Below are 12910 nucleotides of genomic sequence, written 5' to 3'. Positions count from 1 at the left end.
AGTCTCGGATGAGTTATTTTTGAATACAGAAGATTTTAAGGGGTTTAAATCTATTTTGCATATTTTTAAGCAAAATAAAAAAGGGAAGCCACTATTTTTGACTTAACCCTTTTTCTATGAGCTGACGAATAGCTTCATTACGACTTTTTAGTTTGTTATCATGCCAGAAATTCTCAATTTTTTCTAATTGTTCATTAGGAATTGTAACTAAAACCGGCGTATTTTTATCTCTGTTTATTGCCATGTAAGTATGCCCCCTTTATAAAAGTATTATAAGTTATATTACTTTTATTGACAACTGGAAAAATAAGTAATAGAATAGCAATATAAGTGATATCACTAATATTACCATTTAAAGGAGTGAAGGTATTGGAAAAGAAAATCAAGAAAATGATGATGGATCTAAAACACCTCATGAATCATGGTGAAGTAGATATGGATATAACGGATTTTAGGTATCAAAAGATGCTATTTGGAGCATTAGAAGCAACAGGAAAAGATTATACTTTTCATGTGCATGAACAGGATGAAAGCTCTTTATTTGTGAGTTTAGTGTAATTAAACGATAGAGGAGAGGAATAGCAAATGAAAATTGATGTATCTGAATGGATAGTACTTAGCAAAGATATGAAGTTAAAATTAATTCGTTTTGCAATTTTAGAAAAGCAAAATAAATATGCAAAATAATAACCCTTCATTTGCAAAAAGCAAACAAAGGGCTATGTATTGAGTGATCGTAAAGCAAAGGAAATCTCGTCCATTTCCTTCGTTAGTTATTTTAGCACATACAAAGCTTCTATAATACTTATAAAATTATTAAGGGGGAAATTACTGTGCTCAATCGTACAATTTTAGTTGGTCGTCTCACTAAGAATCCTGATTTGCGTTACACGCCAAATGGGGTTGCGGTCGCAACATTTACACTAGCTGTGAATAGACCGTTCACAAACCAGGGACAAAGAGAAGCTGACTTTATTTCAGTGGTTGTTTGGCGTAAACAAGCTGAGAATGTAGCAAACTATCTAAAGAAAGGTAGTTTAGCTGGTGTAGATGGTCGTCTTCAGACACGTAATTATGAGGGGCAAGATGGGAAACGCGTATATGTTACAGAAGTGGTTGCAGAGAGCGTACAATTTTTAGAGCCACGTAATAGTGGTGGAGGAGAACATAATTCATTTAATCAGCAGCCAGTAGGAGCTGGTTTTGGTAATCAAGGTTCGAACTCATCTAATCAATCTAGTAATTCTGGATTTAAAAAGAATGATGATCCATTCTCTAATTCAGGTCAACCAATTGATATTTCGGACGACGATTTACCATTCTAATGTTAAGTAAAACTTTGTACAAAGGGAGGAAACGATAGATGGAGTGCGACAAGAAAGCGGCTTTAATCCTATATTTCAGTGATGCTATAGCAACACCATAGTGTCCATCTGAGTATAACGGATGTCCTCGCTCGAAACGGCGCCCCCGGCAACGGGTAAAATGAAACGTATTCCTGCTGTGAAGCAGTGAGAAGGAGTAAGGTGTTCGGTTGCAAGAGAGTAAAATGTGCAGGATCTTCCAGCTCAAGGCGGTCCCCTGTGCTAGAGGAAGAATGGTATAGAGTAGGTTGAATCCATTCATTGCGAAAAAGGGTTACCTGTCTCGTGACTAACTTGTGAACCTTTGATAAACATCGTTATTGTTACCAATGGTTATAGAGCTAATACCATTGCATTCCTGGCGAGAATCGATACTTCCATCATATCGACCTTTATACCCACAGTCCAGGCGGTGAATAGAAGGAGTCTGTCCCATTCGTATCTGAAACGAGCTGAACTTGTTAAACCCAATTAAGTCCCAAAACATCTGAAAGGAGAATCGAGGTCTAACCAATACTAGGGTAATCAAACCGTAAGGAATGACTAACTCTTAAGTGGGTAGAGGAAGAAGGAGGAAGCAAACGCCACCAAGCAAGAAATGGAATAGGAAGGGATTATTCCTGTGGTGGATAATGTCGGTAGCGATACCAAATCCATGACATGACCTGAAAGGGTGCTGACTTCCGGAAGGTATACAACACGAAAGAAAACGGAAAGTGACCAGTCTTGTAGCGAATCGTTTTAGCCGAGAGCACAAGATACTATAAGGAGGAGAGGTGCGTGAAAAACGCTACAGAAAAATCGTATGTGTCCGCTGCTACTCCGCTTACTTCCTTTGATGACATCCCCTGGGTGAAATTAGAGAAGTATGTTAGGAGGTTACAGCAACGGATCTATCGTGCAGAAAGTCTTGGGAAGAAACGCGAAGTAAAAAACTTGCAACGTCTAATGATGAGGAGTAAAGCGGCATTATTGCTTTCGATACGTCAGGTGACACAAATCAATAAAGGGAAACGTACAGCGGGAGTTGACGGCTTTAAAGTCTCTTCCAATAAAGAAAGAACAGATTTATACAACAAGATTAAAGATTACAATATTTACAGTCACAACCCTTCACCAGCACTACGAAAATATATACCGAAGGGCAAAAACAAATTGAGACCGTTAGGAATTCCAACAATGATCGATCGAACATTCCAAAATATTGTTAAACTAGCACTAGAACCACAATGGGAATATCGTTTTGAATCTATATCTTACGGTTTCAGACCAAAAAGAAGTGCGCACGACGCTGTAGAGGCTATATTCAATAAACTACACACTAATACTAAAAAAAGATGGATATTTGAAGGTGATTTCAAAGGATGCTTTGACAACTTGAATCATGACTACATCCTAGAACAATTAGCTGATTTTCCGGCGAAAAACACAATCGCAAAATGGTTGAAAGCAGGGTTTGTAGACAACGATGTATTCAACAAAACAGACGCAGGAACACCTCAAGGCGGAATTATTTCACCATTATTAGCTAATATCGCTTTACACGGTATGGAAGATGAAATCGGTGTTAATTATCGTATAGTCAGAAAGAAACAAAAGAATAAAACAATCAAAATATATCATGAAGTTTACGACACAAAAACCGTAGTAAGATACGCAGACGACTTTGTTATTATTTGCGAAACACAAAAAGAAGCTGAAAGCATGTATGAAAAACTTAAACCATATCTTAAAAAACGTGGCTTAGAACTAGCACCAGAAAAAACAAAAATCGTACACATTACTGAAGGTTTTGATTTCTTAGGTTTTCATTTCAGACATTACCCGACTTGTAAAGAAAAAGGACGACTCTGGAAAATGATCGTCAAACCTAGCGGAAAATCTCAATCCAAGATGATTGAAAAAGTTCGGGAATGCTTTAAAAAACATCAAGGAAGTAACGTAGAAGGATTGATTAGAGATTTAAATCCAATTATTCGTGGATACGGTAACTATTGGAGAACAGTTCAAAGTAAGAAAATTTTCTCAAAAATGGACTATTATATCTGGAAAAAAACAAAACATTTTCTGAAAAGGTTACACACTAATAAAACATGGAAATGGATTATTAAAAGATATTTTCACCCGGATATACACGGGCAAAGCAAAGATCAATGGTTATTAACAGATCCAAATAAGAAATATCAATTGACTCGAATGAAATGGGTACCAATTATTGATCACACAACAGTAGCATATAAAAATACACCATTCGATAATAAACTGACAAACTATTATCTTAATAGAGAAGTTAAGTTGTTTGAAAAAAACAATGTATTATCAAGACAAAAATTAGCCCGAATACAAAAACACAGGTGTCCATTATGCAACACATCAATATTAACGGAAGAAGCTTTAGAAACGCATCATAAAAAGCCAAAATGTCATGGTGGATCCGACAAGTATGAAAACCTGGCGCTGGTACACACAGCATGCCATATTCTTTGGCACAAAGCCTTCCCAGCAAGAGGAGAAATACCAAGTAAGAAACAAGTCAATGCATTTCGAAAGATGTTAAACAAAAGGAAAATAGTTGTATAAAACAGGCTACATTTGCAAGGTGTAACCTACCCAAGACAGAAGATAAAGGTATACCCGAGCCGTATGTCGGGAAACTGACACGTGCGGTTCTTAGGGGGGAAAGGAATGGAAACATTCCTGACCTACCCGACAGATACAAAGTATCCCATTTCACAAAAATGTAAAGAGATTCTTATTATGATTGTAAGCTTTTGGTTTATAATGTTTTCAATCTTTGGAGAAAGCTTGTTACAATGAAAAATGTCATAGGGTATAAAATATAGAGCTATAGATTATATGAGGGAGAGGTTTCATGAAATCAACAGGAGTAATGCGAAAATTAGATCCATTAGGACGTATAGTCATACCAATGGAATTAAGACGCACGCTAGCAATACAAGAAAAGACACCGTTAGAGATTTATGTAGAAGGTGAAAAAATCATCTTAAAAAAATATGAAGCGAATGGTGCTTGTGCAATAACAGGAGAAGTATCTGATAAGAATATTTCTCTTGCAAACGGCAAGATTACATTAAGCCCAGAAGGTGCAGAGCTACTAATAAAAGAAGTACAACAGTATCTTGTAAAATAATTAGCCCCATTTATAGGGGCTTTTTTTAGCCAAATATAAATAATTTCACGTACCGAAATTAAAAATAAAAAACACAGAAATCTTCATTAGGGGATTCTTTCCCTTTTCTGAATTTAGTGTGCTACGATAGTTATATATTCGCTTTGACAGTAATAGGAGGCTTGTCTATGAAAAATCATATAAAAGTTAATGGACAAATCCGTCAAACAAATAAAAAATGGTCACATCTCAGACAACAACAAAGAGAACGCATTTCTAATTGGCTTCGTAGGGAATATACAAAATTTGTACAATTGAATCATAGAAGACCTAAAAAATACGAGCATGATGAGATTCTTAGTGAAGTAATGGATCGAATAGAAGAACGTGAAATTTGGATTCCATATGGGGAAGTAAAGAGATATTATTTAAGTAAAATCGGTAAATGGTTTCGAAAAATCGAAAGCGAATGGGAATCACAAATACCTAACAATGAAAAGCAGATGGTATTAGAAGAAAAGTAACTACAAACAAACGAGGGGGCACATTCCATGTTTAATTTACAAGAAGGCATGTATGAACAATTGAAAGGTAAAAAAGAGGAAATCACTTTATTTTTAAAGAGTGGGGTTCCAATACGTGGGCAAATCCTTGCAACAGATAGATTTACCGTCCTAATGATGGTTGGTGGTAAACAACAACTGGTCTATAAACAAGCCATTTCTACAATTGCCACGTAATACATACTGGATTTATGTAAATATTTCTCAATATTATGTTATTGCTATATAGACTATAATATAAGTAATTCTTTTTATTATTTATATTTTTGTTATTCCCTGTTGCAGAATCCTTATGATAAGGATTCCTTTTTTTATTGTATTTCAACAAAAATATTTTTGCCCCCATAATTTTTAAAATTTCTCTTGTAACCCTTATCCCTATTATTCTCCTGCAATTCATAAAAATGCCCCCATAATTCAAAGGTGAAAAAATATTCTGAAAATACATTTACACATACAATATTTGTAAGATATGATGACATTGTTCTACAAATTTAAGACAATAGGGGGATGATGTTATGAAAAGAAAATATTTAGCTAAAGCTGGGGTATTTGCATTAGCAGCAGGAATAATCTTACCTTCAACTGTTGCACATGGAGAAGCTTTGCCTTCTTCTGTATCTGCATCTACAGCAAATGTCGATAATGCAGAAATTGATGATGTATCTGTAGAAGTTTACGATAAAGATAGGAATTTGGTTAAAACATATTCTAAAGAAGAATTAGAAAAATTTAATCAAGACATGGCTAAAACTCCTTTAAGAAGTTCTAAGTTCGATGGCAATATGCAAAATAAAACAGAAGTTAACTCTCTTGCTATGAATGTTTATAATTTTGGATATATGGAATTTAGTAACTATCGGTGGATTAAAGATGGCACATCATTTTACCTACCTCAAAGTGTACAGGTAGAACCACAAACTAAGACTTATGGATTGGCAGTACAAGTATTTCATAATAGTTCGTTGTGGGAAGAATATGTAGTTAAGGGTTCCTTTTCAAGTGGATTAAACATTCCTATTTCTCACCTTTTAAATGCTTCTGGTAATTATTATCAACTTAGACTTAAAAATTATGGTGGGGGAACTATATATCTTGATAGTGGACAAGTTTATTATAAATAATACAATTTCTAAATCTAATAGTTATATACATGTAAAAAAGACTGGGTATGAATCCAGTCTTTTTCATCAAATACAAGCCTATTGATACTAAGTTTCCTATATCCTGTTCATAGACTTGTTAGTTGATTCTTTGATTATCTTGACTATAAACTTCAATAGTATATAAATCATTTTCAATCCATTTTTGTGCTTGCTGTGTTTTAAGTAGATTATCAATTTCTTTCTCGATCTTCTCCCCAAACTCTTTAGCTCCTGAATCAGCACTATTTATAGGCGTATATATAGCAAATGGAATAGGTTGCCCTGATTCTACATAAGCCCGCATTGAAAAGCCTTTGTATCCTTTTTTATGGAACAATTCTTCAAGAATATAACTGCAAATTCTGTCCCACCTGTTCTCTATTTTTACAATGTTCATATCTCTTTGACTAATATTAATAGTATATGGTCTAATATCTTGGTTCTTTAACTGAATGTTAATCTCTTTTTTTAATTTACTTGTATTTACAGTATCCGCTATTTCTAGGTCTACAACTCTCGCTTTATCATCCACAGACGAACTGAGAAAATCTTTTTTATTCACTGTATTCCTAACAGTATCCATAACTTTTGAACCTTCACTTTTTGCTTCTTCTATATCGCTCTGTTGGCAGCTACTTAATACAATAGTTAATAAAAGAGGTAACAATAACCCTTTTCCTTTATTCATCCCAATCTCCTTTCCAGTGATTCCTTGTTATATATTTGAGCCGTATCTGAGCCTAGATTATAAAAAAAATACTTCAAGTGTAATTGATCTAACTTCTATTTTCATATTGGATTAGGTATTCTCCAAAACAAACGAAAAACCTTCATCTCATTTTGGGGGTTATTTTACTTTGCTATTAACTGAATTTGAAAAATATCCGATTCTTTTAGACCTAGAACTCTCATCTCCTCTTTAAAGGTTCGCCAAGATTCAACTTTAATGGATTTGGTACTTCTATCCCTTAATGTATACACTCGTATGTACTGTTGCTCCTGTTTTTTATTTTCCTTCATACTATCTTCCTCCGTTATTTTTAATCGATGAAATCATAATATCTTTTTAACGAAAGTTTAGATTTAAAACCTACCTGTTTTATAATTTGTTCCTTTAAAATTCCATGTTCAATCAGCCGTAAAATGAAGGTATTTCGAAGATGTTGTGCTGAAATTCCTTTTCGTAAATTCGCTCTTTTAACTTCAATTCGAATCATTTTTTGAACAGCAATCTCTGTTAATGCCTTTGGTGCATCATTTTCATATGACCAACGATAAGTATTTCGAGTAAAGTCGAAGGCTACGAATAAGGGTTCATTGCTATGGTATCTTGGACGAACAGGTTCAGGAATGATTTTGTAATAGTTAAATAAGCGCTTTTTATCGTCTTCAGTTAAAAGAATCGTTCTTTCTATACCCACTATTCCTGGTACTGAGATCGTATTGTTTTCAAAATGGACGTGCTTCATCTGTAAACCGACAAGTTCTTGTAAGGATAATCCATTATGAATAAGCAAATGCACAATTGAAATGTTACGATCCATAAGTACTGGACGAACAGAACGTTGTTTTTCTGTTAATCCTTCTAATGAACTTAAAATGGACTTTAAAGTTTTCTCTTCCTCTTTTGTAATAAAATCTTCATCACGTAACGCACGGTTCGGTTGAATACTAAGTTGCATTCCCTCTAACGGATTTGGCAGTTTTAAATACTGATACAATCTATTTAAGACAATATAGACACGATGCATTGTTTTGTCAGAGTACTGTCGTTTCTTCTTTAAATCGTAAAAATACGCTTCAAAATCCTTTTTATTAAGTGTCGTCCATATATTGCATGTAGGGAGTTTTTTAGATTTTTGCAACCAATGACCAAAGTCTTCAATATCATAAACATATCGTTTAATTGTAGAAGGCTTGCGTCCTTTATTTAATAAGAAAGAAGAAAAATGTTGTACAGTATCTTGAAATTCTTTTGTTGGCATAAGCTTATCATCCTAATTTTTCTTTTAGTATATCAAATTTTACACATATTCCACTTACCCATTCATCCCCAAAGAAAATATATAAATAAAAAAGATAAGACCAGAAACTCGGTCTTATCTATGGCATAAGGAGAAAAAAATAGGGTGATAGCCATCACTTTTTTATCATATTACATTAACTGTTAATTTTGAATATTATAGCTAAAAATAGCGACAGTATCCATATTGAGAAATTTATTACTAATTTATTTGTGCAGTGTCAAAAGGTACACTGTCACTTTAGGAGTTATTTTGCACCTATTTTAATCGCTATTTTGCACTATAAGTAAATATAAAAAGCCCAATTTCTCATTAAAATTGAGAAATTAGGCTTTTTTCGTTGCTCCATTAAAGCGCCCGTTTGCTGAAGATCGTTATGTATTGTGTGGGTCCGCAATTCAGGATTTCTGGAGTAAATATTTGTTTAACCCCTATTTTTTAAGATTACAAGTTCATCTATTGCACATTTTATTTCATTTTTAAGGGTATAGAAATGAGGGGCAATTCTTATAACATCTTTTCTTGCAGAAACAATAATATTTTTATCTCTTAACATCGCTTCCACTTTTGATGCATTTTCAACATGAAAAGACATCAAACTCGTCCTATTATCAATAGATTGTGGTCCAATGAGATGCAATCCTTTTTCTTGTCCATAATGTATGGTGAATTGGGTTAGCTCTTTTAAATAGGTTTCAATATTACTTATCCCAACCTCAAGTAACAATTTTAGTGCCTCATAAGCCGCATATATACTTATAAAAGAAGGTGTACCTGTTTCAAATCGACGAGCCCCCATTGCAAAAACAGGATTATAAATGTCAAAAGAAGATGCTTGCTCTTGTCCACGCCATCCAGTAACTCTTGGTTTCAATTGCTCTGCTAGTTCTTTTTTTATATACAAAAACGCTACGCCGGGAATACCTAACATGTATTTACGAGTTCCCGTTGCTAATATATCAATCTCCATCTCTTTCACATCAATCGGAATATGTCCTGCTGATTGGTAAGCATCGACGAATAAAAGCGAGCCTTTTCTATGCACAATCTCAGCAATCTCTCTAACGTTTTGTTTATATCCGTTGTAATAATTTACATGGGGAATACATGTAATAAGCGTATCAGTTGTTATTTCTTTTTCATATTGTTCCAGAGATATTTCCCCATTGGAAGAACGAATAACGGAAACATTATCCTTAAATTGTTCTTGTGCAAACCATATATGACCGACAGTTGGAAAATCTATATCCGTAAACATGATTTTATTTTTCTCTTGCTGATAAGGAAGGGAAGCTGCAATAGCAGAAATAGCATCAGAAACAGAACATAATACAGCAACCTCACCTGTTTCGGCTCCAATAAGTTCAGCAAATTTCACCCTAGTCTCATCCACTTTACTTATTGCTTCATTCCAATTACTCCCTGACAGAAGTAGGCTATTATGATATTCCTCAATAGCTTTTGAAACAGACTTTGCTAATGCACCTTGGGAACAACTAGCTAGGTGTGTGTGGGTAGCTAATATAGGAAATAATGAGCGATAAAAATCATGGTTCAATTCTTTCCCCCCTTTTCTTCACACAAAATAATTCTGTGTGTAAATTTTAAAATCCTTCCTCAACTAAATGGCCCGATTGCGGAACAAAATTAAAAAAGCGCTTTTTATCAAAAAAGCAGCCTGTCAATATTTCTTAAACCCAATATTTGTTCCAAAACTCTTAAGTTTATGAACAGAGGATTAAACTCAATAATATCAACGTTTTCTAGCTATAATCGTGTTCATAAAGTGTGTCAGCAAATCAATGTTCAATTAAACTTATATTTTTATCTTTTTGAACTTGTATGCACCTTTAAAGAATGCTGTAAGGATAAGGATTTGTACTCCTTAGCGTACAATTTTCCCAGAATGATATAGTGACCCCTATTTGTTGGTGGGACCCCTATAAAAAACACCCAGAAATAAAAAAATCCCTCAGATAAGCTGAGAGAACTCTTAAAATTTACATTATTTTTCTTTATTTGTTAGGTGATTAGATTTTTTAATAAGTTCTATTAATTCTTTTTCATAGTTAGTTTTATGTTTTAAATATTGAAGAAATCGAAGACTTACTAACACTAAGAGAAAATATAAAATGAACTTAGATATAAACCCCATAATTGGTAAAAGGATAGGTGTATAAAAGAAAAGTAAATTCCAAGGCATTACTATTAACAAAGATAATAATAAAGCTAACCATATATGATTTTTATTCAAGTATTTTCACCCTTTCCTGATGAGTACCGCTCATTACAAATTTTTCTAATATCAATTATTATTATATGTTCGACTTGGCTTCATATAGCACTCCTGTATTTTTTATTATCCCCTTGTTTTTGGGTGTGAGTGCAATGGCTAGGGTGAAACCAGGAACTATCCCCTTATAAAAATAAACATAATAATATCAAAAAACCGCTCAGTTCGTCTGAGAGATTAATTTTTTTAAATACTCCAATGTAAACTTTTTAACATTTGTTTACATTCAAATCCTCTAAAATATTGACTTCACAACAAATCTCCTAATATCTTAAAAATTAACAACAAAAGTATACATTCAAAACAATATGAATAAAGGAGTTATTGAACATGTCACAATATATTTATTCAAATAGTTTACGTATGATTTTTACCCAACCTAAATAAGAAAATCCTATAAGAATTGACCACAAAAATGCTAAACGGATACTTCTTAGAATTGATATCCATAATTTAAATACTCTCCAAGATAAATCATCTTTTTCGCTTTTTCTCATAATTATCACCCTTATAAATTTTACTATAATTAGGATTATTTGTAAGTACGATTGTTCAGTTAACATAATCTCACTTATCGGTATTCAATCTATCTATAATTCTATATAAAAACCCCTTCATTTTAATTTTGAAGGGGTTTTTATGAACAATTAAATATCTATTTTAAAGGAGTTAATATTTCTTCTTGATTTGTTACTTCAATAGGAATAGGTGGAAGTTTCTTATCTCCAATTAAAACATTAAGATTCCATGTCCCACTTTTAGGGAATTTCATATTTATCGCTTGATGTGAAATAAGCTTTATACTGTTTTTGCTAACAGAATTACTTAACGGTAATATCTTAGTTTTTTCATAGAAAGAGTGGATAGATTGATCATACTGGTTTATATGTTTTATGTCTGCAATTTGAATTTCTTGTTTTGTATTTGGATGAATAGCGGTAATCTTAAGCGATTGATCAGATCTTAGTTTCTCAGTTCCCCACAAAAACCAATCATATGTTTTACTCTGATTTACAACTATAGGTTGCTTAATAAAACCTATCTGGTTTTCAATACCATATAAATCATAAATCCAATGTATACCTTGGTCATGCTCTTTAACTTCAAAAGATGATGCATTTTTATTAACTTGTATAGCTTCTGTTTTTCCATTCCATCCAATAATACCTGTAACCAAGATTCCTATGCTAACACAGCCTATAGCAATATAAGACTTGTATTTAACCAATACAACCACCCTTTCCAATTTTAACTATATTTTACAAAAAAAACATGTACTTGCTGTGAATTTAAAATAAAATATTTACATAATTCTCGAAAACGGAAGTTAATCTTTTCTTAGTTTTATGGAGAGTTTCCAAGTGTTGCTTTATACAGAAAACTCTCTTTCTCAACAGAAGCCGTTAATACATCAATGTGGGTACTCCGAATCTGAAATGCAGGAATCCAGTAAAAGGTTTTACCATTGTATTTTATAACCTGATGGTTTATATCTTCCATCTCCCTAATTGTTCCTTGGAATGCTTCGATTGGGTGACCAGTAAAAAACATAGCAGTACGAATGGCACGAATCGGAGTACTGTGCAAATAAATGTATAACAATGAAAATATGAATAGTACTAAGATTATATAAAGTGTTTTCTTTTTCAATTAATTTTCTCCTTTTGACATTGTAAAAGCTATGTAAGAGATCATGTCTAAAAGCACAACAAACCCCTCTCATTCGGATAGAGGGTCAATTTTTGTTTTGTTTTTCTAACAGTTGAATAACTTTATCTAACTTTTGCTCAATTGGATTTTGTTTTTTGCGACTGCTAGTATATCGAAGTATACGTATAATCCCGCCAAGCAGTGCACCAATGATTACTAGAATAATGATGTAATAAATAGTGGTTCCTAAAGGCATTATTCAGAACCTCCTTTTTCCTTATTATACCATTCGGAAGAAGTGATATGTTGTGTGATTTTGGTTGTATATCGTATTCATGTAAGGTTAACATAACGCATCATTATCAGTAGTCAATAATGAATAGGATTTTCGTTATGGGGGAAAATTTTGATTCTTTAGGTTGATGGTGATTGATGTGGTACTAGCCCATGCCCATCAACTTAAGAAAACAAATCCACCCCAAAACGAAAAAAGTGAACTTAATTATCATGAATAAATGCGGTTTGAAAAATGTTGTTATGAGCATATTTCGAAATCTTAGAGAGAATAAAAAAAGATATTGTTATATTCTTAAATCTGTAATATAATGAATTTATAGAATTCTTAATATTCAGTAATTTAAAGAGGAGGAATTAGCATGACAATCGCAATGGCAATTTTAAAATTTTTAGGTGGATTAATTCCAGCCGTACAAGAGCTTTTAAAAGCATTTATGTAAATTT

The 12910-nt window shown here is 33.1% G+C and carries 16 protein-coding genes; 8 read left to right on the top strand and 8 right to left on the bottom strand.

The genetic code is table 11. The features are described 5' to 3' along the window. Positions 1 to 91: 91 nt before the first annotated feature. The gene (locus MHH45_RS26805) at positions 92 to 244 is read right to left on the bottom strand and encodes a ribbon-helix-helix domain-containing protein (protein WP_006097643.1); all 153 of its coding nucleotides are present in this window, start codon (positions 242 to 244) and stop codon (positions 92 to 94) included. Positions 245 to 360: 116 nt separating this feature from the next. Here MHH45_RS26805 and MHH45_RS26800 point away from each other — a divergent pair, with 116 nt between their 5' ends. The 8 genes from MHH45_RS26800 to MHH45_RS26765 all read left to right on the top strand — a co-directional run bounded on the left by MHH45_RS26800 (position 361) and on the right by MHH45_RS26765 (position 6181). Next, complete coding sequence (locus tag MHH45_RS26800) at positions 361 to 558, top strand: hypothetical protein (protein WP_088094485.1); 198 nt, start codon at positions 361 to 363, stop codon at positions 556 to 558. A 275-nt stretch (positions 559 to 833) separates the two neighbouring features. Next, entirely contained in the window at positions 834 to 1325 is a 492-nt protein-coding gene (ssb, locus tag MHH45_RS26795) for a single-stranded DNA-binding protein (RefSeq protein ID WP_088094473.1), read from the top strand. Between the two features lie 819 nt (positions 1326 to 2144). Then, positions 2145 to 3944 carry a group II intron reverse transcriptase/maturase gene (gene ltrA, locus MHH45_RS26790; protein WP_003207675.1) on the top strand — a complete coding sequence of 600 codons (1800 nt, stop codon included), beginning with the start codon at positions 2145 to 2147 and terminating at the stop codon, positions 3942 to 3944. 105 nt (positions 3945 to 4049) lie between these two features. After that, entirely contained in the window at positions 4050 to 4181 is a 132-nt protein-coding gene (locus tag MHH45_RS26785) for a hypothetical protein (RefSeq protein ID WP_255261574.1), read from the top strand. Positions 4182 to 4236: 55 nt separating this feature from the next. Continuing rightward, positions 4237 to 4515: an AbrB/MazE/SpoVT family DNA-binding domain-containing protein gene (locus MHH45_RS26780; protein ID WP_006097646.1), complete on the top strand. Its 279-nt coding sequence runs from the start codon at positions 4237 to 4239 to the stop codon at positions 4513 to 4515. A gap of 167 nt (positions 4516 to 4682) precedes the next feature. Then, the gene (locus MHH45_RS26775; RefSeq protein ID WP_088094474.1) at positions 4683 to 5018 is read left to right on the top strand and encodes a transposase; all 336 of its coding nucleotides are present in this window, start codon (positions 4683 to 4685) and stop codon (positions 5016 to 5018) included. 27 nt (positions 5019 to 5045) lie between these two features. Continuing rightward, on the top strand, positions 5046 to 5234 hold the full coding sequence (gene hfq, locus MHH45_RS26770) for an RNA chaperone Hfq (protein WP_006097696.1): 189 nt from the start codon (positions 5046 to 5048) through the stop codon (positions 5232 to 5234). 341 nt (positions 5235 to 5575) lie between these two features. Then, entirely contained in the window at positions 5576 to 6181 is a 606-nt protein-coding gene (locus MHH45_RS26765) for a hypothetical protein (protein ID WP_088094476.1), read from the top strand. Between the two features lie 118 nt (positions 6182 to 6299). On the opposite strand, the gene MHH45_RS26760 is transcribed toward MHH45_RS26765, so the two are convergent. From MHH45_RS26760 to MHH45_RS26730, 7 genes are all read right to left on the bottom strand, one after another. Then, a complete protein-coding gene (locus tag MHH45_RS26760) occupies positions 6300 to 6890 on the bottom strand; it encodes a DUF4030 domain-containing protein (RefSeq protein ID WP_088094477.1) in 591 nt (196 codons plus the stop codon). 164 nt (positions 6891 to 7054) lie between these two features. Next, complete coding sequence (locus tag MHH45_RS26755) at positions 7055 to 7222, bottom strand: hypothetical protein (protein WP_170927964.1); 168 nt, start codon at positions 7220 to 7222, stop codon at positions 7055 to 7057. Positions 7223 to 7242: 20 nt separating this feature from the next. Further along, positions 7243 to 8187: a tyrosine-type recombinase/integrase gene (locus tag MHH45_RS26750; RefSeq protein WP_088094478.1), complete on the bottom strand. Its 945-nt coding sequence runs from the start codon at positions 8185 to 8187 to the stop codon at positions 7243 to 7245. Positions 8188 to 8650: 463 nt separating this feature from the next. After that, on the bottom strand, positions 8651 to 9784 hold the full coding sequence (locus MHH45_RS26745; protein ID WP_088094479.1) for an aminotransferase class V-fold PLP-dependent enzyme: 1134 nt from the start codon (positions 9782 to 9784) through the stop codon (positions 8651 to 8653). 1390 nt (positions 9785 to 11174) lie between these two features. After that, complete coding sequence (locus MHH45_RS26740; protein ID WP_239499977.1) at positions 11175 to 11756, bottom strand: hypothetical protein; 582 nt, start codon at positions 11754 to 11756, stop codon at positions 11175 to 11177. Positions 11757 to 11863: 107 nt separating this feature from the next. Further along, entirely contained in the window at positions 11864 to 12169 is a 306-nt protein-coding gene (locus MHH45_RS26735) for a hypothetical protein (protein ID WP_050775682.1), read from the bottom strand. An 85-nt stretch (positions 12170 to 12254) separates the two neighbouring features. Continuing rightward, positions 12255 to 12425, bottom strand: coding sequence for a DUF4083 domain-containing protein (locus tag MHH45_RS26730; RefSeq protein ID WP_003204277.1), 171 nt, complete (start codon positions 12423 to 12425; stop codon positions 12255 to 12257). Between the last annotated feature and the right edge of the window lie 485 nt (positions 12426 to 12910).

The sequence above is a fragment of the Bacillus sp. FSL K6-0042 genome, assembly GCF_038006685.1.
Classification (GTDB): Bacteria; Bacillota; Bacilli; order Bacillales; family Bacillaceae_G; genus Bacillus_A; species Bacillus_A pseudomycoides.
This window is presented reverse-complemented; position numbering and strand designations above follow the sequence as displayed.